We start from the raw sequence: 25639 nt of genomic DNA on the forward strand, positions 1-25639 counted from the left end.
CACAAAAAAAGCCAGCCGAATTGGCTAGCTGTCTTTTTGATCCATCTGCGTTTGGATTTGTTTTAAAATTTTCTTTTCAAGCCGCGAGACTTGCACTTGTGAAATACCGAGCCTCTCTGCTACCTCAGATTGTGTTTGGTCTTTATAATATCTTAAGTACACAATGAGTTTCTCTCGTTCTTCCAGCTCCTTAATCGCTTCTTTCAGCGCAATTTTATCAAACCATCTTTCTTCTGAATGATCAGCAATTTGATCAAGCAATGTAATCGGGTCTCCGTCATTTTCATACACCGTTTCATGAATCGAAGACGGTGAGCGGACCGCTTCTTGGGCGAGGACGACATCCTCTGGTGTGATATCAAGATATTCGGCAATTTCCTGTACGGTCGGCATTCTTCCATGAGACTTAGACAATTCATCTCTTGCTCGCCGAATTTTATTTCCGAGTTCTTTTAATGACCGGCTCACTTTGACTGTACCATCATCCCGAATGAACCGCTGAATTTCACCTATGATCATTGGTACAGCGTAGGTCGAAAACTTCACATCATATGACAAATCAAATTTATCAACAGATTTTAGTAGTCCAATACAGCCGATCTGAAACAAATCATCTGGTTCATATCCTCTATTTAAAAAGCGCTGAACAACGGACCAAACAAGACGCATGTTTTTTTCTACGAGGAGGTCTCTTGCTTGCTGATCACCATCTTGGCTTTTTTTGATGAGCTCTTTCACTTCATCATTTGACAGCTGGGCTTTTTTTGCTTGCTTTTTTACCTCCACATCCATATGAGCAGCTCCTTTAATTACAAAGCGCTTTGCTTTTTGATAGATGCTTTGTTAAACGGATGGTTGTACCCATTTCTGGTGATGAGTCTATCATGACATCATCCATAAAATTCTCCATAATGGTAAAGCCCATTCCAGAGCGTTCTAAATCTGGTTTTGTCGTGAAGAGCGGCTGTCTTGCTTCCTCAAGATCTGTAATACCCATGCCTTCGTCGCGGATGGTGAGGTACACGACGTGGTCATCAAGTGTGACATGGATATGCACCTTGCCATCTGGATTTCCATCATAGCCATGGATAATGGAGTTTGTCACCGCCTCTGAAACAACGGTTTTGATTTCTGTTAATTCATCTAATGTTGGATCAAGCTGGGCGATAAACGCCGCGACCGTCACCCTTGCAAAGGATTCATTTTGACTTAAAGCAGAGAAGGTCAGATTCATTTCATTTCTCATGATGCCACCCCCAATGTTTGTAATGCCGTTTGCTCTGAAGGCTCCATACGGATGATTTTAAACAAGCCAGACATATCAAATAAACGGTTCACCGCAGGCGAGATGGCACAGACGACCATTTCTCCGCCAAGCTGCTTAATTTCTTTATATCTTCCTAAAATCACTCCGAGTCCTGAGCTGTCCATAAATGATAAATCAGCCAAATTCAGCACAATGTGGCGAATGTCCTCTGTTTCTAAATAATTCGTCACCTTTTGTCTCAATGTTTCTGCGGAGTGATGATCGAGCTCTCCTGTTAATCGAATGCAAAGTACGCTCTCTTTTACTTGAAAATCAATATCAAGGCTCATCTTTATATTCCTCCTTGCTCTAATTTCGGATAAAGAGTGTTTCTCTTTTATATGAAGTAAATCCTTCACCATGACAAAACTAGTGACCATTCGTCACATTTAGATGTTCTTTTCTTCATCCTCATAGCAAAAAGACTGCCAATTTACAGCAGTCTTTCACTTTTTATTTCCATTTCACAAATTCAGCTATCGCTCGTTTGAAGAACGTCCAAACGCCCGCCCTTTCCATTCCTTCTTTGGCTTCTACTGGGCTTTCATGCAGCACTTTACCGTCTTTTTTCAAGACAATTGTGCCAAGTTCCGTTCCTTTTGAAAATGGGGCCGTGACATCCTGAGACAATTTGATTTCCTTTTTAATCTGATCCACATTTTCGCCTTTTTTCGTTAAAAGGGAGATTGGCTCAGAGGTGACAAGCTGAATGTTTTTCTTTTTCCCTTTGCTCACCTTGATCTCCGCCACATCTTGTCCTCGTTTGTAAAGCGGATGAGTCGTATATTGACTGAATGCATAGTCTAACATTTTGACCACTTGAGCGTTTCTGTCTTTCGGTGTACTTGCGCCGAAGACAACTGCAATGACGCGCATGTTGCCTTTTTTAGCAGATGCAGTTAAACAGTATTTTGCTTCGCCTGTAAAACCTGTTTTCACCCCGTCGACACCTGGATAAAATTTAATCAGACGGTTCGTGTTTACAAGCCAGAATTTTTTATCCGTGTTTTGGCGGAGATAGTCTTCGTAAACACCTGTGAATTTAGTAATTTGTTCATATTTCAACAGCTCTTTTGTCATTTTTGCCATATCATGAGCTGTACTGTAATGGTCTTTTTCAGGAAGACCTGTTGGGTTTTGAAAGACCGTAGAGGTGAGGCCAAGCTCTTTTGCCTTTTTGTTCATTTGCTCGACAAACTGCTCTTCAGATCCTGCAATATGCTCTGCCATCGCAACAGAAGCATCATTTCCAGACGCAATCGCAATGCCTTTCAGCATTTCTTTCACGGTCATTTCTTCTCCAGGTTCAAGGAAGATTTGTGAGCCTCCCATTGATGCTGCGTAGTCGCTCGTTCTGACTTTGTCCGTCATTTTTAGCTTTCCTTGATCGATAGCTTCCATAATAAGAAGCATCGTCATGATTTTGGTCATACTTGCGGGTGCAAGCTTTTCATCGCTATTTTTGTTGTAAAGCACTTTTCCAGTGTCACGTTCTATTAAGATCGCTGATTTGGCTTCGTGTGCCAATTCTGTTGTTTGTTTTTCTCCTGGTTTTTCAACCTTTTCTTTTGCTATCGCTGATGGTGAAACCATTGAGATAAGGATCATTAAAATAAACAATGCACATATATGACGTTTCAAGTGGCAGACCTCCATTATCGTAATCCTTTCTATTTTTTCCTCATATAGGCTGTTTTATTCAGAGATCGTTTGATTGCCGTAAAAAAAGCCTTCTGCTTAATAAACAGAAGGCTTTTGAAAATGATTTATGAGAGTTGTTTCACCACATCTTTGACTAAATCAAGAAAACTTGCTTTCACTTTTTCCGTTACTTCAATGACTTCATCATGAGAGAGCGGCTGATCTAAAATTCCTGATGCCGCATTGGAAATGCATGATATACCAAGTACTTTCATTCCTGCATGACGCGCTACAATCACTTCTGGAACAGTCGACATTCCTACAGCATCTGCTCCCAGTGTTCTGAGGAAACGAACTTCAGCTGGTGTTTCATATGAAGGACCTGTCATCCCTGCATAAACACCCTGCTGTACAGATATGCCTAGGCGCTGAGCTGTTTCCTTTGCAAGTGTCAGCAAATATTTATCATACGGGGCAGACATGTCAGGGAAACGTACACCTTGACTGTCATTTGGCCCAATTAAAGGATTGGTCCCCATCATATTGATATGGTCTGTAATCAGCATGAGATCGCCCGGATGGAAGGACGTATTTACGCCGCCGGCAGCATTTGTCACAATACATGTCTCAATACCAATTTCTTTCATCACACGGACAGGAAACGTCACTTGCTTCATATCATATCCTTCATAGAAATGAAAACGTCCTTGCATCGCACAAACGACAATGCCTTTCAGCGTGCCGATGACGAGCTGTCCTGCATGGCCTTCTACTGTTGAAACAGGGAATCCAGGAATATCTTCATATTTCAATTTGATTGGATTTTCAATTTCATCTGCTAAAATGCCTAGCCCTGAACCTAAGATCAATCCAACTGTTGGTACGTTTGTCGATGCTTGTTTAATATATGCCGCCGCTTCTGAAAACTGTGCTCCCACGAGATTTCCCCCTATTTGAGTTTAGATAAAAAGCTTGTTCCGTATTTTGGCATCGTTGACTTGAAATTGTCTGCAACCGTTGCCCCTAGATCAGCAAAGGTTTTTGCTGTTGGCAGTTCATTTGCTTCCTGATGCTTTTTGCTGTAAGCAATGAGCGGAACGTATTCTCTTGTATGATCTGTTCCGTGATGAACCGGGTCATTTCCATGATCTGCTGTAATCACTAGAAGATCATCCTCTTTTAACAGGTTAAACACTTCAGGAAGACGTGCGTCAAATTCCTCTAGTGCTTTTCCGTAGCCCTCTGGATCTCTTCTATGTCCGTAAAGAGCATCAAAATCAACAAGGTTTAAAAAGCTGATTCCTGTAAAATCTGTTTTAAGTGTATCGACCAGCTTGTCCATTCCGTCCATGTTTGATTTCGTTCTGAGAGAAGATGTAATTCCTTCGCCGTCATAAATATCAGAGATTTTTCCGATGGCAATCACATCGAGCCCATCATCCTTTAGCTCATTCATGACTGTGCGGTCAAATGGTTTTAAAGCATAGTCATGACGGTTTGGTGTTCTGACAAATGCACCAGGCTCCCCAACAAACGGACGAGCGATAATGCGTCCAACCATATATTTTTCATCTAGTGTGAGTTCACGTGCAATCTCACAAATACGGTAAAGCTCATCTAATGGAACCACTTCTTCGTGCGCAGCAATTTGCAGCACAGAATCCGCAGATGTATAAACGATTAAATCGCCTGTTTTCATATGCTCTTCGCCAAGCTCGTCTAAAATTTCAGTACCAGACGCAGGTTTATTTCCAATAATGCCTCTGCCTGTTTTTTCTTTTAATTCATTTAAGAGTTCATCTGGGAACCCGTCTGGAAAGACTTTGAACGGAGTGTCTATGTAAAGACCCATGATCTCCCAGTGTCCTGTCATTGTGTCTTTACCATTTGATGCTTCTTGCATTTTTCCATAATACGCAAGCGGTTTTTCGTCCGCTGGAATTCCTTTGATTTCTTTGATATGACTCAGCCCAAGCTTCGCCATATTGGGCATATGAAGCCCGTTCATTTTTTCAGCAATATGTCCAAGTGTATCTGCACCTACATCATTAAAGTCAGCAGCATCGGGAGCTTCCCCAATTCCTACTGAATCCATCACAACGAGGAAAATGCGGTTATACTGATAATCAGGCATTAAAAAGCGCCTCCTTCAATATTCTTGTCTTTTGACCTTTAATAGACAAAGAGGTCAGACATCTCAAGTATAAACCGTTTACAAGCCAGTTGACAACCATAAACGGCGCAAACATGAAAAAGCATGACACACGTTCTCTGTGTCATGCTTTACTTATGCCCTTGGATGGAATTTGTGATACACATCTTTCAGTCTTGTTTTCGTCACATGTGTATAAATTTGTGTCGTTGAGATATCGGCATGTCCTAGCATCTCCTGCACGGCTCTTAGGTCTGCACCGTTTTCAAGCAGATGCGTGGCAAATGAATGCCGGAGTGTATGAGGTGTGAGTTCTTTTTGAATCCCTGCTTCGAGGGCTCGTTTTTTTAAATTCTTCCAGAATCCTTGCCGCGACATTTTTTTACCGTGATGATTGAGAAATAAGGCATCTGCCGGCTGTTTTTTTAACAGCTTGCTTCTTCCTTTTTCGATATATTCTTCAATCGCACTTGCAGCAGCTTCACCAATTGGGACAATTCGCTCTTTTCTTCCTTTACCGAAACAACGGATAAAGCCCATTGTGAGATGAACATCGGCAAGGGTCAGATCCAGCATTTCACTGACGCGAATGCCCGTTGCATATAAGAGCTCAAGCATCGCTTTGTCACGGTAATCGAAGGGAGTGTGCTGATTTGGTGTATCAAGCAGCTTTTCGACTTCCCCTAGCGATAGAACTTTTGGTAGTTTCCGCTCTGTTTTTTGCGATTCAATGTTCCATGACGGATCATCTGTTGTCACTTTTTCACGAAGCAGAAATTGATGGAAGGAACGGATCGAGGAGAGATGCCGCACTGACGTTTTACTCGATTTTCCTTCCTCCTTTAACTGCTTTAAATAATGAATGATATGCAAGCGGGTAACATCTTTGATATCCGTCAGCTGCTCATGTGTCATTAAAAAAGACAAGTAGTTCTGTAAATCTCTTTTATAAGAAACAATGGTATTTTCAGAGAGTCCTCTCTCTACTGTCATGAAATGAATAAAGTCGGATAATTGATCTTTCAATGATTTCTACTCCCCGTTTTGATAAAAATAAATCAATCGGTCTTGCCAGTTGTCTTGATTCGGCTGATCCATTTCCATCACTTTAATTGCTGCACCCTCTGGTTTATCATAACGATGGTAGCTTTCATATTCTGAATTTATCCATATCATAGCATAATAGAACAGGACGGTAAAACCAGTAAACAAGATAAAGACTTTCATCACTTCACCTGTTGTTTTGAGCCATTTTCGCATGATCTTCATGTCCTTTCTCAGCTTTTCATTACTTCAGCATATGCCAGGTAGGACAAGGATTATACAGCGAAAATGCAAAAAACCTCTTCATCTTAAATGAAAAGGTTCCAATTCGGATTATTTGCCGGATTCATCATCATGACACCGGTGGCAGATACCGTGGAATGTCAATCTATGATCCTTAATTTTAAATTTCCAGTCACGTTCAATAATCTCTTCAACGTCTTCTAATAAATCATCTTCTATCTCATCGACTGTCCCGCACTCCATGCAGACAAGATGATGATGGAAGTGAGCGGCCCCTTCTTTGCGAAGATCATATCGCGAAACGCCGTCTCCAAAGTTAATTTTATCAACAACTTTCAGTTCAGTTAACAATTCTAACGTCCGATAAACAGTAGCAAGACCAATTTCAGGAGACTTCTCTTTTACGAGGAGGTATACATCTTCTGCACTTAAATGGTCTTCTTCATTCTCAAGCAGTACTCTTACTGTTGCTTCACGCTGTGGCGTGAGCTTATAGCTGGAAGAATGAAGCTGTTTCTTTATTCGATCAATCCGATTTTCCATTGACTTTCCCTCCTACGCCACATTACTTGATCATTATATCAAATGATGTGCTGAGAGCCAACTATAATCATTTTAAATTGATAAATAAATTGATTATTACTTAATAACGATTATAAATTTTATAAAAAAAGAACCCCCGCTAGCTTTTTCATCAGCATGAACGATACGTACGATTCAAAAAAGGACGAAAGTGCGGCAAGCGCTAAAATCATCAGCAGAACAGATGCATACCGGCCAAACCACTGGACGGGCGCTTGACTGATGGTTTTTTTCATAAATAGCTGACCAATGAGACGGATGGAAAACGCAATCGCACAAGTACCAATCACTAAATAGGCTGGAATGAGCAAGATGTTTTGTGGAAGTACGGATACGAACGAAAGGAAAAAGCCATTCAGCCCCATTTGATTGACTAGAAAACCAACAGTAAACCCAACGACAATGCCTTTTAAAAATATCATGAGAAAGATGAGCGGCAGGCCAATGATAGATATTCCTAGTATCCACATAAGACCTAAATACTTCATATGGTGCAAAAAGCTTTGCAAAAACATGTCTTTTGATTCTGCTGCTTTCTCATTCGTCAACTGACCAAAAAATTGATTTAAATAATAGAATAAATCCTCTTTCTGACTGATTGTCATACTATTCACGATGACAGCCCCAAAGATCACGCCCATTAAAAAGAGTACCGAGACGAACAAATAAATCGATAGATGGTCTTTTACGTGCTGAAGTAGATGTTCCTTCCAAGACTTTTTCCGCATGCGTCTTCCTCCCAAATAGTAAAGGTTACTAGATTCTATGAGAGAGATTACGAAACATGACAGTTTTATTGAAAGAAAAAAGAGAAAGCAGCCTGAACACTGCTCTCTCTTTTCAATTATCGGGCGGCTTTTTGTACGTTCACAAGCCCAGCACCATAATAAAATGGTTCTCCAAGTTTTGCAGCCGTTTTTGAAAGTCTCTCGCGCACCTCATCGTTTGTCAGATTCGGATGTTTTGATAGAATGACAGCAGCAGCGCCCGCTACATGCGGTGATGCCATGGATGTTCCGCTCTTGTAGCCATATTCGTTATGAGGAATGGTGCTCAGCGTTGAAACGCCCGGTGCTGAGACTTCTACTTCTTCTCCAACCGAAGAATCAAAAGCTCTCTGCTTTCTTTGGTCAACAGAGGCGACCGCCATCACCGAGCTGTACTTGGCTGGATAGTCAATCGTATTGAGAGAGCCATAGCTTCCTGCATTCCCAGCCGAAGCGACGATGAGAATCCCTTTGTCATATGCTCGATCTACCGCTTCTTTCAGCGCTTCAGATTCACTTGCTCCGCCCATACTAATATTGATGACATCCATGTCATTCTCAATGGCCCATTCAATCCCTTTAATGATCCAGCTGTAATAGCCGTCACCATTTTCATCTGCGACTTTGACAGCATAGATAGAAGCTTCTGGCGCAACACCAACAACACCCACCTTATTATCTAACGCGGCAATTGTGCCTGCCACATGCGTTCCATGTTCATGCGGGTCAATAAGCGGATCAGACTCTGTTGGAACAAAGCTGACCCCGCCGGTGACATGTAAATCTTCATGTTTGCCATCGATACCGCTGTCAAGAATAGCTATTTTGACATTTTGTCCGGCATATCCCCGTTTATGTACCTTTTGTGCTTTGATGCTTTTGATGCCATATGGGATCTTTTGACCGCTTGTTTTTGCTTTTTGGTCCTCTTCAATGAAAGTCACTTCTTTTGCTTCATTCAGTTTATCTTTCGATGTTTCATTCAACGAGACTTTCATCATATCTATTTGGTCTATGGATTCTTTCACATGCCCACCAGCTTCTTCTACAAGCTGTTTTTGTGTGTTGTCTTGAACGGAAGAAGAAAAACCGATCATGTACTCTTTTTTCGCTTGCTCCTTTGCAGAAATATCTGACGCGCCGAACGTAACCGATGCCAGCATCATACTTGCCATACAAAGCCCTGCTCCAATTGACTTGACGTTCACGATACTCACTCTCCCTTTCGTTTCTTTTTGTCATTTAACTACATTTTTAGACAAAAAGAAACGATCGTTTGTCCTATTTTTTAAAATTTTTCCAATTATTTGATCTAGCTGTCACAAAAAAGCAAAATAAAAATGCTTATGATCCTCTTGATAGTGATCATAAGCATTCCTTCTTTTATGTTTTTTCATGATGTGCTGCAAGGCTTCTTGTTTTGTCCTTGTTTTTCTTTCATGTGTGCTAAAATGCGGCATGTTTCCTCTCGACAGTTCCGGGTTTCGGCTTTGCTGTCTTTGGATATGTTCTCGTTTTTTCTTTGCTTTGCTTTTTCCCATATGGCAAAACCCCTTTCGTTGACGTTATGATACACGATATGACACAAAAAAGATAGACGTATACACGCCTATCTATCTGTTTTCACCATATCAAGATGTGGAATCCCATCTTCATCATAACAAGCGGAAACGGCCTTAAAACCAAAGGATTCGTAAAACGATTTCAGGTAGGCTTGTGCCTGAATTTTGACACTTGTTTCACCTAATTCACTCAGCTTTTCCAAAGCTTTGCTGAGCAGCTGTTTTCCATAGCCTTTTTTTCGCCCGGCCTGCGTGACAAGAACGCGGCCAATGGATGCCTCATCATACATGATTCCGCTTTGAAAAATTCGGCAATACGCCACAATCGTGCCGTTTTCTTTCGCCATCAAATGAAGCGCTTCTTGATCCCGATGATCAATTTCAGGGTAAGGACATGTTTGTTCAACAACAAACACGTTGACCCTTTCCATTAAAATCAGGTATAGGTCCTCTTTTGTCAATTGTTCAAACGTTTCACATGTCCAGTTAACTTGATTCATGATTGATATCCACCTTACCGTACACTCCGCCCCCGCCAGCGATCAGGTCAACTTCACCTTTTCTTGCTTTGATGATGTAATTGGCTGTTTTTTCTGGCAGGACAGCTTTTAGTTCTTGTTCTGTTGCTTGATGAAGGATATTCATCTCTGTATGAAACACGCCTTTTAGCTTCTCCAGCGTCTTGGCTCCGACACCCGGAATAAATTGAAGCGGGAGCTGATGAACATAAGGAGGTCTCGTTCCTTTGTCACGTTCTTGGTCCGCAAGCTCCTTTAAACGCTCACTCACCCCTTTTGTCATCCGGGTATGTCCGCATGCATGACACTTTTTTTGATCTAGCGCGCGAGATCTTTCCCCGCATTTTTCGCAGGTTGTATGATAGTACTTCCCAAGCCTCGGGGCGAGTCCATAATTGCCTGTGATGGCTCTTCCCTCTTTCCCTTCAAGGGCTAGTTTGAATTCGGTAAAAGAAGCATGATCCATTCGGATTTTTGTATATTCTCGCGCGATTTTTCCTAAAGAATGAGCGTCTGAATTCGTTAAAAAGGGATAACGATTCAGCTCACTTAACTGGGACGCCATTGACGTATCGCAGCTAAGCCCTAGTTCCACAGCATCAATGAGGTCTGGATCGAATACTTCGGTTAAAGAAGTGTTGACCCCTTTGCCAAATAAGCTTTTATGCGGCGTGAAAATATGAGCAGGAATAAACAAGCCCCCTAGTTCCTTGACCTTACGCTGAAGTGTTTTTCCATCGACATAGAGGCGCTGCGAGCTCAAATGCACATTTTTCATATGAAGTGCGAGCCATGCGGAGAACTCAGACATTTTGTGAAGTGTAGGCATAAATGCCAGTACGTGAATCGGACCTTTTGAATGGTCATCATTGATTTCTACTTCACTGCCTAAAAGGAGCACGGTCTGTCCAAACGATAGACCGCCATCAGTCAGTTCAGTGTACTTGCCTTCCTCTACACCTTCTATTAATTCTTCTAGGACTTCTGGAGATTGTGCATCAATCACACCAATCATCCCCATCCCTTTACTTTGCGCTGCTTCAATGAGAATTTGGTCTATGGTCAGTGACCTTGCACCTGTAATTTTGACAGCTCTGCCTGTTCTTGTTCTGCCAATATGAATATGGATGTCTGCAAAGAACTCCCTCATTTTGTTGACTTAAGTACCTCTTGCAGTTGTAAATACTGAATGGCATAGGCTGTTTTTGCATCATAAATATGCTGCTCTTCAATCAGGTGCAAAGCTTCTTCTAAGGAAACTTCCATGACTTCAACAAATTCGTCTTCATCGAGCTCTCTTTTCTCTTCAAGCGGAACGAGCTGATCTGCAAGATAAATATGGACGATTTCATCTGCGAAACCAGGTGATGTATAAAAAGCCGTCAGCTTTTGAAGCTTCTGAGTGGTGTACCCTGTTTCTTCTTCTAATTCTCTCAATGCGGTATGATTTGGCTCTTCCCCTTTTTCTAACTTTCCAGCTGGAATTTCAACGATGGCTCTCTCTAATGCTTTACGGTATTGCTTGACCAAGATGATTTTATTTTCGTCTGTACGCGCAATGACGGCTACTGCACCTGGATGTTTGATGATTTCGCGTTTGCCTTGTTTACCGTTTGGCAATTCTACATCTTCAAGAACCAAATCAATAATTTTTCCGTTGTACAATTCTTTAGTCGCTAATGTTTTTTCTTCAAAGTCTTTCAATTTTGTCAGCTCCTCGTTCTACTTTCACTTTTTTACTTCATTCATTTTAACATAGATGATTTGGAAGAAGTGAAATGCGAACACTTGCCTCAATGCGCCATTTGAAATCACCTAGCTTGAATTCCAGATTTTTTTCACTTAATGTGAAAGGATAGGAGTGTGATGGAATTGAAAAAAAGACGAATTGGTACATCGGATCTTTTGGTGAGCGAGGCGGCATTAGGATGCATGTCCCTTGGAACGGACAAAGAAAAAGCGCTCTCTTTATTAGATGAAGCCTTAGACCTTGGAATTAATTATTTGGATACAGCTGATTTATATGATTTTGGGGTAAATGAGGAAATTGTCGGAGAAGCCATTAAGAACAGACGACAAGATTTGATTTTAGCGACAAAAGGCGGTAACCGCTTTGAAAAAGGCAAATCCGGATGGGACTGGGACCCTTCAAAGGCGTACATAAAAGAGGCCGTAAAACAGAGCCTCAAGCGGCTGCAAACAGATTATATTGATTTATATCAACTGCACGGAGGCACGATAGATGATCCGATCGATGAGACGATTGAGGCCTTTGAAGAATTAGTGGAAGAAGGCGTTATTCGCTATTATGGCATCTCTTCTATCCGTCCAAATGTCATTAAAGAATATGCCAAAAAATCGAACATCGTCAGTGTGATGATGCAATATAGTTTACTCGACCGACGTCCAGAAGAATGGTTCTCTCTTCTTGAAGAACAGAGCATTAGCGTCGTCGCCAGAGGGCCTTTAGCGAAAGGGCTTTTAACCGAAAGACCACTTTCTCAAGCAAGTGCAGCAATTCAAAAAAATGGCTTTCTTCAATATTCATTTGACGAGCTCCAGCAGGTCATTCCTTCTTTAAAGAAAGTCGCTTATGACCAATCACTTACAGAGCTGTCCATACAATATTTGCTTAAGCATTCAGCAGTCAGTTCTGTTGTTTTTGGCGCAAGCTCGTTGAAACAGCTAAAAGAAAATGTGGCAGCAGCAAATGCACGTTCTTTAAGTGACCAAGAAGTAAAAGCATTGACTTACTATACAAAACCATCTGTGTATGAGGCGCACCGGGTTAAATAAGATAAAAAATGAGAGGGGCATAAAGCCCCTGTACTCTTATCTGTTTGCGCTTTCATAATACGCATAATTTCCGGCTTTGCCTTTAAGGTGAAATGTAGTACCAAAACGTTGAAAATTATTTGCAAATACGCCATTATCTGAATGCATACATAATCGATTACCTCCACCTTTAAAAGGAGTTACGGAACAATCAACAATTGTAGTCACCGACGTACGAAAATCCGCTTCCGTTGAATTAGTTGTAGCAAGAGCTTGTCCAGAAACAGGTAAAAGTAATCCTAAAGATAAAGCAACTCCAGCCATTGTTCTTCTCAATTTCATGTAAATCATCTCCATTTCCAAATTTTGTAATACATTTTCATTATAAGGAGAATAACCTTCTATTAAAAGGGTATTAAATACTATATTTGTAACAAAAAGGGAATTAAATCAATCAATATCCCCGTTTCTTCTATTTGATCACGTATAAAATAAGTGATGGGATTTTAAAAAAAATCATATTGTCACTAAGCTGAAATGAAAAGAACTCTTCAATGATGCCAATGAAAAAAGGAAGCATCAGTGCTCCCTTTTTTAGCTTTTATATTTTCTCCAGTCCAAATGACTTTCATCTAGCAGCTCGGAGAAGCTTTTATTTTTTTCTTTTTCTTCCTGCTGCCGAAGGAGGTCTTGTCGTTTTTGTTCTTCTCTTTTTTCTGTCTGGGCGGCAAGGTTCTGCTTCATTTGAAGGGGCTGCTGTTTGACGTTATCGTTTATGCCGTCCTTTAATTTCGCTTGATCTTGATTGGTCTTTTTCATTGTGCCTCTCTCCTTTTAATTTAAGTGTATCATCCGTTTTATTTGCTGAGCAAGAGGCACGCCATTCTCCCAACATGTGGTATGATCATCATAGAAAAAACTTCGGAAAGGAAGAATCAGCTAGATGAAAAAATGGATCGCTATACTTTTTTTGATATTATGTCCACTCGTTGCAATCGGTATTTTTTTCACTAATAAAATGATGTATATTCGAAAATTAACGGATGATGAGCTCATGAAACGAGAATCAGATGAAGGCCACTATCGTCACGATGAGTTTCAACAGCTTAAAAAAGAGAAAGTGTGTATTCCTTCAGCATTTGGTTATGATCTTCATGGCTATTTTGTGCCATATGTACATGCAACGCGCACGATCGTACTTTGTCATGGTGTCACAGTCAGTTTGATTAATTCCGTTAAGTATATGAAATTATTTCAAAAGCTTGGATGGAACGTGATGCTTTATGATCATAGAAGACATGGAATGAGCGGCGGAAAAACCACGAGTTATGGATACTATGAAAAAGAAGATTTAGCGCAGGTCATGAAATGGCTCAGAGAAAGACTCGGGGACAATGCCATCATCGGCATACATGGAGAATCGATGGGTGCTGTCACGACTTTGCTATATGCTGCAAAGCCGGAGGCAAACGCTAATTTTTACATAGCAGACTGTCCTTTTGCTTCTTTCGAGGATCAGCTTCTGTATCGATTAAAAACAGATTTTCGTCTTTCAGGACAATGGATTCTTCCACTAAGTGATCAAGTATTAAAATGGCGAGACGGATACAGCATTCGGCAAGTTTCGCCTCTTGATGTAATTGATCAGGTGAAAGAGCCTGTGCTGTTTATCCATAGTCTTCATGACGACTATATCCCCTGTGAGCAGAGTCAGCAGCTGTACGATCGAAAAAAGGGTCACAAACAGCTATTTATTGCGCCGCACGGGGCGCACGCAATGTCTTTTAGCGAAAATAAGGAAGCTTATGAACAAGAAGTTCAAGCATTTCTTCAACAGTTTGAATCGAATAAAGATAAAAGAGGAGAATGAACAGCGGTTCGTCTCCTCTTTTTGAGCTAACTTATGCGATAGTCACCACTGTTGTATGGTGTCTGCCCGCCAGCTCCATATGGCTCTCTTCCGATTGCTGCTGACTCATGACCGATAATCCTGCAGTTGCTGCCAATAAAAGAACTATCAAACTCGTTTTCATATAAATGACCCCCATTTTGAATTTTTGATATAGCTTGAATCTTCCTTTCGTAAAACCGGGTAGATGCTTCATACAGGCCAAGCTCATTGTAATAATGAGCCGCATCAAGTGCCAATTCCTCAATATCTGGGTATAAGCGCTTGTCCTCGAGCAGGTCTAATGTATCGTCTATGATCGTTATTTCTGCATCAACATATAATGCTTTTAAGAACTGAAATTTGCAGATGTAAATTTCATCTTCTAATTCACAGGCTTTTATAATACCTTGTTGATAGAGGGTTAACGACTCTTCAATTTGTTTTTGTTTAAACAGGATTTGTGTCAGCATAAATAGTGGGTCTAGAGAGCGATTAAGATGGGTTAAATTCTCCTTTTCAAACACTTCAAGAGAGTCTTTCAAATAACGGCTTGCTTCTGCAAGATCGTTCATTTGATAATAACAGTTACCTAAGTTGAAAAGGGCCGAACCAATGACTCGAGGGTTTCCAATTGAGCGTGCTCGTTTTAGAGCATTTTTAAAGTAGGGCAATGCATGTTCATAGCATTTCAAATCATCATAGTTTGCACCGATGACAAATTCACAGTGGATGATTCTCAGCGTGTACGTTCTGTAGGCAGAGTACGTATCTAACGCTTGCAAGGCATAGTGCATCGAAAAGTGGGTTTGTTTCATGTGGTAGTATATTTCCGCTAATTTAAAGTAAAATTCTGCTCTTTCTATATCATCTGATATGAGATTGAGCTTTTTTTCTGCCGATCGGTAATAGGCAATGGCACTTAAATAGTTTCGCTGTTCAAATTCAAACATTCCTGTAAAAAAATGAACATAGTATTCAAGCATATCCGTTAATTTCGTTTGCGAATGTTCAATCGTTTCTAGCAGATTTTTAATTTCTTCATCATTTGAGGCTTTCTTTGCCGGTTCAAAGTATTCAAGCATCACCTTATGGCGAAAATCCATCAGCTGGTAAAACAGCAACAAGTTTTGATCTTGCTCCATCTCCAGAATTTCCTGCTCGATTTCAGCCTTCAGCTTCTCTGCTTTCATCACATGAAATCCGCAAATCTGCCTATACCATTCGTTTATTTTGATTCCAACCTGAGGCGATGACAGCTTGAGCTTCAATTCACTTTAGCACCTCCCTTCTCATATACGATACATGTTGTATTCTATCATATTTCCTCGAATGGAAGAAATATGAAATGTCATTTTTCGCAAAGTTTTCGGTATCCCGCAATAAACGCTACCATTGCCTATTTTTCGGCATTTGCATCTATTATTTTTTAAGTTCTCGTTTTCTCATTTTGTCGAATTGTTTGTTGAAAACGGCTTTTTTGCGTTCTAAAAGATCATTTTACAGATTAGACAGTCCCGCTATTTGATGCGATGATGAAAGCACAAAAAAACCCTTTTCAAAAAGGGCTTTTATAATACATCTGTTACTTGTTCCATATTCTCTTTAATCCAATTGACAGCTAATTCGAGCGTTGGAAATTCTTCCGTTTCAAATGTGACTTCATCCTGAAGAAGCCAAACGTCCTTTTTCACCGAATCCATTCCACCTATTGACCAGTGCAAAAGGGTATAGGGATGATTGTTATTTAAAAACGACACCCATGTTTTATTTTGTGCCGTGTTTTGTATCACTCTAAGCTTCTGATCCACTACGTTTCCACCTTACTTTACAAGTATGCCCATTCTTGGACTGAGTATTTGCTGAGGACTTTTCAGCATCAATGTATTGGCTTTTTCATTAAAATCGATGGTCATTTCCTCATCAAAGAATACCTTCTGTGCAATGTGTATATATAGTTTTAAATGTTGGCTATTATTAAGTTGTTCCCATTCACCTGTTCTTTCACTTGTTAACCAAAGCATTGGTACGCCACTCACTGCACAGCCACAACCTTCTGAATCGTAGCGAAGCAGTAATTCCTTAGTTTCGTTTCCTGTTTGCTGTTTTTCTATATATGTTTTAGCCAGTTCTGTGATGTGAATATACATGGCGAACATCCTTTTTAAATTGATGCTTACATTGTAACACATAAAACACCATAAAACATGACACACGACTAAATCCGAAAGTCATATTCTTTGCAATACACACTCTTCTCACTAGGATTATATCTATCTATTGGCTCTTTTCGCTTCTTGTTTTTTAGAATTATACTTATGACGCTACCAATTTCAAAAGAATAAACAGGAGGTTTTAGATCGTGAAAAAAAGATTATCTCTCTGCTTCATCGGGGCACTGATATTTATGTTGAGTTTCGCTGTGCCAAACATGAAAGCGGCATCTGTCCTTGATAAAGTAAGAGAAAGCTATGCGACTTATACGGGATCTGGTTACTCAGGGGGCGCTGCTTTATTAGATCCTATTCCATCAGACATGAAAATTACGGCTTTAAATCCCCATGACTATAACTATAAAGGGATAAAGGCGGCACTTGCAGGGGCTTACCTTGAAGTAAAGGGTCCAAAAGGAAAAACCGTTGTGTATGTAACCGATAAATATCCAGAAGGAGCAAAAGGAGCTCTTGATCTTTCTCCTAATGCCTTTGCCAAAATCGGCAATATGGCAGACGGAAAAATCCCAATTAGTTGGAAAATTGTAAAAGCACCGATTAGCGGAAATGTAGCTTACAGAATAAAAGAAGGTAGCAGTGAGTGGTGGGCTGCGATTCAAGTGCGCAATCATAAATATCCGATTATGAAAATGGAATATTACAAAGATGGAAAATGGGTGAACATGGAAAAGACAGACTACAACCATTTCCTTGGATTTAATATGGGGTCTAAATCTCTTCCTGTTCGAATCACAGATATCCGCGGGGTCATCATAAAGGATAAATTACCCGCTCTTCCATCTACTGCTGCTTCACAGGCCTATATTGTAAAAGGCAATGTTCAGCTTCCTAATTAACGAGGAAAAGAGGTAGCTTATTTAAGAGCTTCCTCTCTTCCTTCTCTATCCCAGCGATATGCCTCATTTTCTATTTCTTTTATGATTTCATTCTTTCCTTCCATATAGCTTTGTATATCTTCCGGATACTGATTTGCTAATTGTTCCTTGACAGACGCATACGCTACAGCTCGTTCTGGATGGGCCCTTAAGTAATCTCGAAACAATAAATGCCTTTTCACATCAGGGTGATTCCTTTCATAAACATGGACATGATGCGTACGATTCAAGCCACCCTTTTGAAAAAAACGTCTCCCTTTTATGCCATTTTCACCGAGCGCTTGGTATCCAAGATGTTCAAATCTCTCTTTTTTTCTATCGATCTCTTTTATATGACTTACTTCTATTAAGATATCAATAATTGGTTTGGCAACAAGTCCTTCAACTGACGTACTACCAATATGATGTCCTTCTATCCAGCTCTTTTGAATGATTTGCTTGAGTCGCTGCTTTTCCTGATGGAATTCTTCATGCCATTCTTTTTTGAATTCGACAACCTCAACCTTTCGCCTCGGTGTCCATTTCATTTTTGATAAGGTGAGCTCTTTTGCAACATGAATCACATTTGTTTCAAGAAACCCTAACTTTTCGTATAGTCTTTTTGCAGGGGTGTTTTTTTGCCCTGTGGTCAGTTCTATAGGAACATTTTTCTCCATAATTGTAGACATAAGTCTTGTTCCAATACCCTGCTTTAGCGCTTTGGGATGCACAGCCAATCGACTAATGATCAAATAATCTTTCTGCTCTTCATAAGAGGCAACACCTAGTAAGATTCCCTTTTGCTCAAAACCAATAAATTGCTCTTTTGCTTTCATTACATCTTGAATGGTCTCTTTTAATGGCGGAAGGTCGGCATAGCCAATTTGTTCGGCTTCTTGTTGGTATGCAGCTAGTTGAATAAGTAAGATCTGCTTTGCTACATCTCCTATTGTTTGATCTAAATTGACAATCATGACATCACCTCTAACTTTTTCACAAATAAAACACGGTCTTCATTTATTCCATCATATTCTGAAAACACGGAGATTCCTTCTACAGTTTTATCCCCTTTTTCAATTTGAAAGCCCAATTTTGCATGATAGGCAATGGAGACTTTATTGACAGGAGCTGTGACAGCCTTAATCGTTGTTCTCCCTTCTTTTTTAGCCGCTTCATAGAACGCTTGATAGAGAATTTTGCCGATCTTTAATTTCCGGTGATCTGGATGTACCCCAACAAAATGAATATACGCTTCATCTGAATGAGATTGCGATAAAAAACCGACTAAAAAGCCAATCAGTTCACCTTTTTCAACGACGACAAAACTTGTTTGCTGAAAATGCTCAAAAAATAGTTTTGGCAATTTTGCACGCAAATCTCTGCCTCCCCACCAGTTTTTGATGACGGATGTGACGGCGTAAAAATCTGACGGCTTCACTTGACGTATCATGCTGACCTCGCCCCTTTTCATTTTTGGCTTACCGTTCTCTTTTTTCACAAAAAACTGTTGTTTCAATAGTCTACCTGTCCAATCAATTGTTTGTAAAGATTACGTATCAGTCTCATTTCCTTTCAGCTTTTTTGGTTCTTCGGTCTTTCAGCGTCATCTCCTTTTAAATCTTCACACTTATTTCAAAAAGTTCACTTTTTGTGCGAAAGTTTCATTCTTTTGTTATGTTAAGATGGTTCATATAGGAAATGTAACATATGTTTATTGGAGATGATGATATTGGTTTGGATTGTTACTTCACTTGTTGTGTTTAGTCTTTTAAAACTGCTTGTCACGTCACTGCCTTCTGGTGTCGTTGAGCGCCTTTTTAGCCGTTATGCGGTGCATGCAAAAATAACAAGTGATCAAACAACGATCATGTTTCAAGATCGTCCGCTCGATGATCAGCAAACATCTGAAATAATTCAACATTTTAATGATGCGATCTTTATTGAACGCTATTATATTTACCCGGGTGATGAAGAACGTTTTCTTCATCCTCAGGAAGGGCCGGCGCCGCTTACTATGCAAACAAAGCTTGGCAAGCATGACGTGACCCTTTATCTGTATCATTACGATGACCACGTGGATGTCGTGCGGCAGTTTACACATAAGCCGAAGAAAAAACTGACGGCCTATCGCTTGCGTTCTGAGCCGCTCCAAACATCCCACAACTTGGCACATGCTTAAAATATGTTGCATCAAATGAGACGAAGTGGAAGACACTTCGTCTTTTTTGTATGGATTTACACTCTTTTCTTTGAATGATTTACCAGTATCAATTTCGCCTTCTGACGGTTACAATAGTGACAGAACATACGTTCTAAGGAGTGAAAATCATGAATGAACGAGTCATTCTGCTTGTGGATATGCAATCGTTTTATGCGTCAGTCGAAAAAGTGGAGGCTCCCCACTTGAAGGATGTGCCGCTCATCGTCTCTGGAGATCCTGAGCGGCGGAGCGGGGTCGTACTTGCCGCCTGCCCGCTTGCTAAAAAACGGGGCGTCCAAAATGCATCAAGATTATGGGAAGCGCAGGAGAAATGCCCCGAAGCTGTCGTCGTACGCCCCCGTATGCAACGTTATCTTGATATCTCTGTCATGATAACAGAGCTGCTTGAACAATATACAGATCTTGTTGAACCCTATTCCATTGACGAACAATTTCTCGATATTACAGGCAGTCTGACACTACTCGGTTCTCCCCGCGAGATCGCTCAAAATATACAAACAACCATTTTGAACCAGACGGGTATTTACGCACGTGTTGGCATTGGCCCTAATAAAGTGCTCGCTAAAATGGCCTGTGACCATTTTGCTAAAAAAAATACCTCTGGCATCTATGAACTTCGTGCAGACAGTGTTGCTGCTGATTTATGGCCGCTTCCAATTGGCAAATTATTTGGTGTTGGTAAACGAATGGAGCATCATTTAAAACGAATGGGTATTAGTACCATTGGGACGCTTGCTGCTTATCCATTAGACCGGCTCAAAAAACGCTGGGGAATTAACGGGGAGCTTTTGCAGCGAACAGCTTTAGGGCAAGACCCCTCTCCTGTCACCATTCACACACATGATCAGCAAAAAGCGATTGGGCATCATATGACTCTTCCCCATGATTATGCATCTTTTGAAGACATCAAAGTCGCCCTTCTTGAATTGAGTGAAGAAGTGGCAAGACGCGCACGCTTTAAGCATTATCTTGGGCAAACCGTGTCTGTTGGCGTGAGAGGCGCTGATTTTTCTCATCCGACTGGATTTCATAGACAAATCAAGCTTTATTCGCCTACACAGTACGGGACAGATATTGCAGACGCAGCCATTCAGCTATGCCAGCAGCACTGGGATGGCCAGCCCATTCGCAGTGTGGGGATTACTCTCTCTCAGTTGCAGTCTGACAGTCAATATCAGCTGAATTTATTTGATCACCATATTCAAAAAGACAAACTCAGCAAAGTATTCGATGCGATCCATATGAAGTATGGACCTGCTGCCCTGCTGCACGCTTCGTCACTCACAAGCGCAGGGCAAGCGTATCACCGTGCCGAGAAAATTGGCGGACATTACAAATAACGGAGGCGAACAGTCATGAATCCCAATAAATTAACACCAGGATACAACATCATGTGGGAATCAAGCCGAATGATGCTTCCAGAGCACAGGGAACAGCTGCTTGCTCAAAAACGGAAGAAAAAAGAATACACCCCTCCTCCGCTGAGTACCGATCAGCTGGAGGAAATGAATTTTTTGATCACACAGTCGATTACTGAGGATCAAGCGATTTGCGTTACATATGCAGAAACAGGTAGGAAAGAGCAGTTTTGGGGCTGGGTAAAAACCATTCACTATGAAACGCAGTGCATAAAAATCGTCAATGATGAAGATGTTCTGAGCCTGTCTTTACAGCAAATCGTCGCGATTGACCTTGATTAAATGACCACGTGAATCAGCGGATCTACTAGACATAGAAGCACTGGAAGCAGACCAAATAGTGAGCCATTCAAGCTTCTCTACCATATGGCGAATGCCTTCTCCATCAAATTGTGTATTTAATTTGCACAATTTTTCATGTATGATTGGAACATCTTACAAACTCAGGGGAGAAACAGCATGAAAAATAACTTACGTACGTTACATCCACTTAGTTGGACGATCATCATCGGCACCATATTTGGCCGAATGGCGACGTCCATGAGCATTCCATTTTTGGCCGTTTATTTGACACAAGTCAAAGGTGCCTCAGCATCATCAGCTGGATTAATCATTGCCGTCAGCTCCCTTATTGGGATCGTTGCAAGTTTTTACGGCGGCTATATTTCTGACCGAATCGGAAGAAAAAAGGTGATGCTTCTCTCTATCTTCGGTTGGTCGCTTGTCTTTGTCGGCTTTGCATTTGCAGATGCCATTTGGGTCTTCTTTATCATGAACGCTTTGAACGGACTGTGCCGGGCACTGTTTGAACCAACATCTAAGGCGCTCTTATCGGATGTCACCCCGTCAAGTATTCGGCTGTTTGTGTTTAATTTACGGTATACAGCCATTAACATAGGTGTGATCTTCGGTCCGTTGCTTGGCCTATATCTCGGATCATCAAAAACAACCTTCCCATTTCTCGTCGCTGCCTTCATTTACTTGTTATACGGATTAACGCTGGCCTGGCAATTTCAGAAACATCCAATTGCTGCTCCAGAAAGCACGAAACAAATTGGTGTCAAAAAAGCCCTTTCCATTATCCAAAAAGATACAGTCTTTAGCATTATCCTTATCGGCGTTACCTTATGTTCATTCGGGTATTCACATTTGAGCTCAACACTGCCTCAATATTTATCCGCTTCGCCTATGATTGAGGATGGGCCGAAACTGTTTGGATATCTATTATCTTTAAATGCAGTTGTTGTCATTGTCGTACAATACCCGCTCATCATGATCGCCAAGCGCTACTCCACCATTTTGTCATTGACCACTGGAAATATTCTTCTTGCTGGCAGTTTGTTTGCCATTGCTTTTTCACAGAGTCTCGGAATGCTTGCTTTCATCATTGTCGTGTTTACAATTGGAGAGGTACTCCTGTTTGCGATGATGGATCTTTTTGTAGACAATGTGGCAAAGCCTGAAGTGAAGGGATCTTACTTTGGTGCGATGGGATTTTCTCAGCTCGGCAGCGTCATCGGTCCATTTGCCGGCGGACTGTGCATTGACTATTTTGGTGCAGCACATCCCCTCGCCATTTTTTCGGTCTTGTCGATCATCACCATCGCAGGTGTCCCGTTTTTACTCATTGGGTACTACCGCTTGAAAAAGCGATCGGCGGCTGCCGTCGCTGTAAAAGTAAGTGGAGGTCATTAAAGTTTGAGGGGTTTTCAGATTGTTGACAAAGGGCTAAAATGATGTTTATTTTAGCCCTTTGTCTTCTTTTCAGCGTGATAGAAAACCTTTGAAGTCTAGGAAGGGCGAGCACCGGAACGGAGCGAATTTGACATTCGGGAGTACCGGCGCGCAGACCTGACAAAGAATGCGAGGGTTTGTCTACACGCCGAAAACCGCTCTCGTTTGAGCGGTTATTTCTTTATACACGGCGTATAGCAATCTCTTCCACCTTATGCTGATCACCTTTTTTCAAAATGAGATCAGCTCGATATTTTGTCGGTAAAATATTTTGATATAAATTAGGGCGATTGACGGTATTCCAAATCGTACTTGCCATCTGATCTGCCTCTTCATCCGTCAAATCTTTATATTGATGAAAGAAGGATTCAGGGTCTTGGAAAGCTGTTTCCCTTAGCAAGCGGAACCGTTCTTTGTACCATGATTGAATTTGGGTTTCAGCAGCGTCTACATAAATCGAAAAATCAAAGAAATCTGATACAAACACACGCGGTTCATCCTTGAGATCATCCAGCGCTGGGGATTGCAGGACATTGATTCCTTCAATGATGACAATATCAGCATCCTCCACTGTTTCATATACCCCTTCAAGCCGGTCATAGGTCAGATGGGAATACACAGGGGCATGCACAGTTTGTTTGCCTGATTTTAATTCGTTTAAAAAAGACAACAAGGCTTTCACATCGTAGCTTTCCGGGAAGCCTTTCTTTTCCATAAGCCCTCGATCCTTTAATTCTTTTTGAGGATACAAAAAGCCATCCGTTGTCACAAGACTCACTTTCAGGCCATCTCCAAGCCTCGATAAAAGCGTTTCAATGATACGAGCCGTTGTGCTTTTTCCGACAGCCACACTTCCAGCAATCCCAATTAAAAAAGGAATTTTCGCATGATGCGGATAGTTTAAAAAGGCATTCACATGCTGGTTTTTCTGTTTCTCTGCAAAGACATGCAGTGTTAGAAAACGAATAAGTGGTATGTAAATATCCCGAACTTCTTCAAGTGATAAATAGTCATTTAATCCTTGAAGTGCTCTCGCTTCCTCTTCTGAAACAGATACAGGCATATATTCTCCAAGAGCTGACCAGGCCTCTCTTGTATGACGTGTATATAAGGTATTAAAATCTAGTCGTGTGTCACTCAAAGTCTTTCCCACCAATCTTCACTAAACTCGTTACCAAAAGACGATAATCCGATTGTAGCTTAAAATGAAGGCGCTGTCTTTATTTTTCAACTAAAGTTTGCTTCTTTTGCGAAAAAAAGCATTAAAAACAGGAAAATGAGGGTAAATAAGAGTATTCAGTTCGATAGATAGAAGGGAGCAGACCATATGAAATATGTGATGATTGGCGGAGATGCAGCAGGTATGAGCTGTGCTATGCAAATATATAGAGAGGATCCAGATGCACACATTGTTGCTTTTGAAAAAGGAGAGATTTTTTCATATGGACAGTGCGGCCTCCCCTACTTAATCGGCGGGCTCATTGATCATCACAGCAAGCTGATTGCACGCAGCGCTGAAACCTTTCGTGAGAAATATGGAATTGATGCCAGATGCTTACACGAAGTGACCTCCATTGATCCAAAGCAAAAAACGGTGTCAGGTCATCATACGAAAACAAAAGAACCATTTACGGAAAGCTATGACCGTCTCTTAATTGCCACAGGAGCAAGCCCCATTACTCTGGATTTAAACAAAAAGACGCTGGGCGGCATACACGTATTAAAAACCATTCCGCATGCGCTGTCCATATTAGACCATTTAAAAAAAGAGATCACACATGTCACCATTATAGGCGGCGGGTATATCGGCTTAGAAATGGCTGAAAATTTAAAAACGCTAGGGAAAAACGTACATATTATACAGCGGGGATCAACACTTGGTCCGGGCTTTGACCCCGATATGGCAAAACACCTCAAAGAAGAGGCAGATGCTAACGGCATTCGCGTAACGCTCGGGGAAACCGTGCAGACATTAGAGGGCGAATTTCATGTAACAGCTGTTCAAACAGACAAACAAACCATAAAAACGGATATGGTCATCATCGCCATCGGTGTCACGCCGCAAACATCCTTCTTAGACAAAACAGGAATTAAGCGGCTTGAAAATGGTGCCATTGTCGTCAATGAATACATGCAAACCAATGTAAAAGATATTTATGCTGCAGGGGATTGCGCAGCAACTTATCACCGTATCAAAAAATCACTCGATTATATTCCGCTCGGCACGACGGCGAATAAACAAGGAAGAATCGCTGGCTTTCATATGACGGGAACAAACCGGGCGTTTCAAGGCGTGACTGGAACAGCAGTCATGAAATTCATGAGCATGACAGCAGGGCGAACGGGCTTATCAGAAAAAGAAGCAGCAGCAGCTGACATTCCTTTTTCCACCGTCACGATTGACAGTACTGATCATGCTGGGTATTATCCTGATGCGCAGAAAATGAAAATCAAACTGATTTACAGAAGCGACAACGAAACCTTACTTGGTGCCCAAATCATCGGCAGAAACGGTGTAGATAAACGGATTGATGTGATGGCAACTGCTCTCTACCAAGAGCTGACTATAACAGATCTTGAAGATTTGGATATCAGCTATGCACCGCCATTTAACAGTGTATGGGACCCGCTTCAGCAAGCGGCAAGACGGATATAAAAAGACGATCACAATCAAGTCTCACCTCAAAAAAAAGAAACCAG

The 25639-nt window shown here is 41.1% G+C and carries 31 protein-coding genes; 8 read left to right on the forward strand and 23 right to left on the reverse strand.

Going from position 1 to position 25639, the window contains the following annotated elements:
* Nucleotides 1–24 precede the first annotated feature (24 nt).
* The 15 genes from sigF to C5695_RS11785 all read right to left on the reverse strand — a co-directional run bounded on the left by sigF (nt 25) and on the right by C5695_RS11785 (nt 11519).
* Entirely contained in the window at nt 25–792 is a 768-nt protein-coding gene (sigF, locus tag C5695_RS11715) for an RNA polymerase sporulation sigma factor SigF (protein ID WP_117730881.1), read from the reverse strand.
* Between the two features lie 13 nt (nt 793–805).
* Complete coding sequence (gene spoIIAB / locus C5695_RS11720; RefSeq protein ID WP_034661145.1) at nt 806–1246, reverse strand: anti-sigma F factor; 441 nt, start codon at nt 1244–1246, stop codon at nt 806–808.
* On the reverse strand, nt 1243–1596 hold the full coding sequence (spoIIAA, locus tag C5695_RS11725; protein ID WP_117730882.1) for an anti-sigma F factor antagonist: 354 nt from the start codon (nt 1594–1596) through the stop codon (nt 1243–1245). Before spoIIAA ends, spoIIAB begins: the two co-directional genes overlap by 4 nt.
* 163 nt (nt 1597–1759) lie before the next feature.
* Entirely contained in the window at nt 1760–2914 is a 1155-nt protein-coding gene (locus tag C5695_RS11730) for a D-alanyl-D-alanine carboxypeptidase family protein (protein WP_410369212.1), read from the reverse strand.
* 158 nt (nt 2915–3072) lie between these two features.
* Complete coding sequence (locus C5695_RS11735) at nt 3073–3885, reverse strand: purine-nucleoside phosphorylase (protein ID WP_117730884.1); 813 nt, start codon at nt 3883–3885, stop codon at nt 3073–3075.
* An 11-nt stretch (nt 3886–3896) separates the two neighbouring features.
* On the reverse strand, nt 3897–5081 hold the full coding sequence (gene deoB / locus C5695_RS11740) for a phosphopentomutase (RefSeq protein ID WP_117730885.1): 1185 nt from the start codon (nt 5079–5081) through the stop codon (nt 3897–3899).
* A gap of 153 nt (nt 5082–5234) precedes the next feature.
* Nucleotides 5235–6125, reverse strand: a complete 891-nt coding sequence (gene xerD, locus C5695_RS11745; RefSeq protein ID WP_117730886.1) for a site-specific tyrosine recombinase XerD — start codon at nt 6123–6125, stop codon at nt 5235–5237.
* A gap of 6 nt (nt 6126–6131) precedes the next feature.
* Entirely contained in the window at nt 6132–6359 is a 228-nt protein-coding gene (locus C5695_RS11750; protein ID WP_003215798.1) for a YqzK family protein, read from the reverse strand.
* A gap of 117 nt (nt 6360–6476) precedes the next feature.
* The gene (gene fur, locus C5695_RS11755; RefSeq protein WP_003215577.1) at nt 6477–6929 is read right to left on the reverse strand and encodes a ferric iron uptake transcriptional regulator; all 453 of its coding nucleotides are present in this window, start codon (nt 6927–6929) and stop codon (nt 6477–6479) included.
* Nucleotides 6930–7048: 119 nt separating this feature from the next.
* Nucleotides 7049–7696: a stage II sporulation protein M gene (gene spoIIM / locus C5695_RS11760; protein ID WP_117730887.1), complete on the reverse strand. Its 648-nt coding sequence runs from the start codon at nt 7694–7696 to the stop codon at nt 7049–7051.
* A 116-nt stretch (nt 7697–7812) separates the two neighbouring features.
* On the reverse strand, nt 7813–8943 hold the full coding sequence (locus tag C5695_RS11765; RefSeq protein ID WP_117730888.1) for a S8 family peptidase: 1131 nt from the start codon (nt 8941–8943) through the stop codon (nt 7813–7815).
* A gap of 111 nt (nt 8944–9054) precedes the next feature.
* Nucleotides 9055–9276 (reverse strand): hypothetical protein, encoded by a 222-nt coding sequence (locus C5695_RS11770; RefSeq protein ID WP_117730889.1) that lies wholly within the window; start codon nt 9274–9276, stop codon nt 9055–9057.
* Between the two features lie 68 nt (nt 9277–9344).
* Entirely contained in the window at nt 9345–9797 is a 453-nt protein-coding gene (locus tag C5695_RS11775) for a GNAT family N-acetyltransferase (protein ID WP_117730890.1), read from the reverse strand.
* Nucleotides 9784–10965 (reverse strand): TIGR00375 family protein, encoded by a 1182-nt coding sequence (locus C5695_RS11780; protein ID WP_117730891.1) that lies wholly within the window; start codon nt 10963–10965, stop codon nt 9784–9786. The genes C5695_RS11775 and C5695_RS11780 overlap by 14 nt, the downstream gene beginning before the upstream one ends.
* Nucleotides 10962–11519: an NUDIX hydrolase gene (locus tag C5695_RS11785; RefSeq protein WP_117730892.1), complete on the reverse strand. Its 558-nt coding sequence runs from the start codon at nt 11517–11519 to the stop codon at nt 10962–10964. Before C5695_RS11785 ends, C5695_RS11780 begins: the two co-directional genes overlap by 4 nt.
* 168 nt (nt 11520–11687) lie before the next feature.
* Here C5695_RS11785 and C5695_RS11790 point away from each other — a divergent pair, with 168 nt between their 5' ends.
* Complete coding sequence (locus tag C5695_RS11790; RefSeq protein ID WP_117733111.1) at nt 11688–12611, forward strand: aldo/keto reductase; 924 nt, start codon at nt 11688–11690, stop codon at nt 12609–12611.
* 36 nt (nt 12612–12647) lie between these two features.
* On the opposite strand, the gene C5695_RS11795 is transcribed toward C5695_RS11790, so the two are convergent.
* A complete protein-coding gene (locus C5695_RS11795; protein ID WP_117730893.1) occupies nt 12648–12932 on the reverse strand; it encodes an LCI fold-containing protein in 285 nt (94 codons plus the stop codon).
* A 252-nt stretch (nt 12933–13184) separates the two neighbouring features.
* The gene (locus C5695_RS11800) at nt 13185–13409 is read right to left on the reverse strand and encodes a YqkE family protein (protein ID WP_117730894.1); all 225 of its coding nucleotides are present in this window, start codon (nt 13407–13409) and stop codon (nt 13185–13187) included.
* A gap of 124 nt (nt 13410–13533) precedes the next feature.
* Here C5695_RS11800 and C5695_RS11805 point away from each other — a divergent pair, with 124 nt between their 5' ends.
* Nucleotides 13534–14460: an alpha/beta hydrolase gene (locus C5695_RS11805; protein WP_117730895.1), complete on the forward strand. Its 927-nt coding sequence runs from the start codon at nt 13534–13536 to the stop codon at nt 14458–14460.
* A 26-nt stretch (nt 14461–14486) separates the two neighbouring features.
* Here C5695_RS11805 and C5695_RS11810 read toward each other — a convergent pair whose 3' ends face one another.
* The 3 genes from C5695_RS11810 to C5695_RS11820 form a co-directional block, all read right to left on the reverse strand.
* Nucleotides 14487–15749 (reverse strand): response regulator aspartate phosphatase, encoded by a 1263-nt coding sequence (locus tag C5695_RS11810; protein ID WP_117730896.1) that lies wholly within the window; start codon nt 15747–15749, stop codon nt 14487–14489.
* A gap of 300 nt (nt 15750–16049) precedes the next feature.
* On the reverse strand, nt 16050–16289 hold the full coding sequence (locus C5695_RS11815) for a YqkC family protein (RefSeq protein WP_003215790.1): 240 nt from the start codon (nt 16287–16289) through the stop codon (nt 16050–16052).
* A gap of 12 nt (nt 16290–16301) precedes the next feature.
* Nucleotides 16302–16628 (reverse strand): iron-sulfur cluster biosynthesis family protein, encoded by a 327-nt coding sequence (locus tag C5695_RS11820; protein ID WP_034319861.1) that lies wholly within the window; start codon nt 16626–16628, stop codon nt 16302–16304.
* Between the two features lie 257 nt (nt 16629–16885).
* Between C5695_RS11820 and C5695_RS11825 the strand changes: the two genes are divergently transcribed.
* On the forward strand, nt 16886–17548 hold the full coding sequence (locus tag C5695_RS11825) for an expansin ExlX (RefSeq protein ID WP_233230862.1): 663 nt from the start codon (nt 16886–16888) through the stop codon (nt 17546–17548).
* Nucleotides 17549–17565: 17 nt separating this feature from the next.
* Here C5695_RS11825 and C5695_RS11830 read toward each other — a convergent pair whose 3' ends face one another.
* Together C5695_RS11830 and C5695_RS11835 are read right to left on the reverse strand one after the other, a co-directional pair.
* A complete protein-coding gene (locus C5695_RS11830) occupies nt 17566–18540 on the reverse strand; it encodes a bifunctional GNAT family N-acetyltransferase/GrpB family protein (RefSeq protein WP_117730898.1) in 975 nt (324 codons plus the stop codon).
* A complete protein-coding gene (locus C5695_RS11835) occupies nt 18537–19016 on the reverse strand; it encodes a GNAT family N-acetyltransferase (protein ID WP_117733113.1) in 480 nt (159 codons plus the stop codon). The genes C5695_RS11830 and C5695_RS11835 overlap by 4 nt, the downstream gene beginning before the upstream one ends.
* A gap of 279 nt (nt 19017–19295) precedes the next feature.
* On the opposite strand from C5695_RS11835, the gene C5695_RS11840 reads away from it, so the two are divergent.
* From C5695_RS11840 to C5695_RS11855, 4 genes are all read left to right on the forward strand, one after another.
* Nucleotides 19296–19745 carry a YfmQ family protein gene (locus tag C5695_RS11840; RefSeq protein ID WP_117730899.1) on the forward strand — a complete coding sequence of 150 codons (450 nt, stop codon included), beginning with the start codon at nt 19296–19298 and terminating at the stop codon, nt 19743–19745.
* 149 nt (nt 19746–19894) lie between these two features.
* Complete coding sequence (locus C5695_RS11845; RefSeq protein ID WP_117730900.1) at nt 19895–21127, forward strand: DNA polymerase IV; 1233 nt, start codon at nt 19895–19897, stop codon at nt 21125–21127.
* A 15-nt stretch (nt 21128–21142) separates the two neighbouring features.
* Nucleotides 21143–21487, forward strand: coding sequence for a YolD-like family protein (locus tag C5695_RS11850; RefSeq protein ID WP_117730901.1), 345 nt, complete (start codon nt 21143–21145; stop codon nt 21485–21487).
* A 177-nt stretch (nt 21488–21664) separates the two neighbouring features.
* Nucleotides 21665–22900 (forward strand): MDR family MFS transporter, encoded by a 1236-nt coding sequence (locus C5695_RS11855; protein ID WP_117730902.1) that lies wholly within the window; start codon nt 21665–21667, stop codon nt 22898–22900.
* Between the two features lie 220 nt (nt 22901–23120).
* On the opposite strand, the gene coaA is transcribed toward C5695_RS11855, so the two are convergent.
* Nucleotides 23121–24080: a type I pantothenate kinase gene (gene coaA / locus C5695_RS11865; protein WP_044332772.1), complete on the reverse strand. Its 960-nt coding sequence runs from the start codon at nt 24078–24080 to the stop codon at nt 23121–23123.
* Nucleotides 24081–24266: 186 nt separating this feature from the next.
* Between coaA and C5695_RS11870 the strand changes: the two genes are divergently transcribed.
* On the forward strand, nt 24267–25595 hold the full coding sequence (locus C5695_RS11870; RefSeq protein WP_117730904.1) for a CoA-disulfide reductase: 1329 nt from the start codon (nt 24267–24269) through the stop codon (nt 25593–25595).
* Nucleotides 25596–25639 lie beyond the last annotated feature (44 nt).

This window comes from Bacillus pumilus (assembly GCF_003431975.1).
In the GTDB taxonomy this organism is placed as follows: Bacteria; Bacillota; Bacilli; order Bacillales; family Bacillaceae; genus Bacillus; species Bacillus pumilus_N.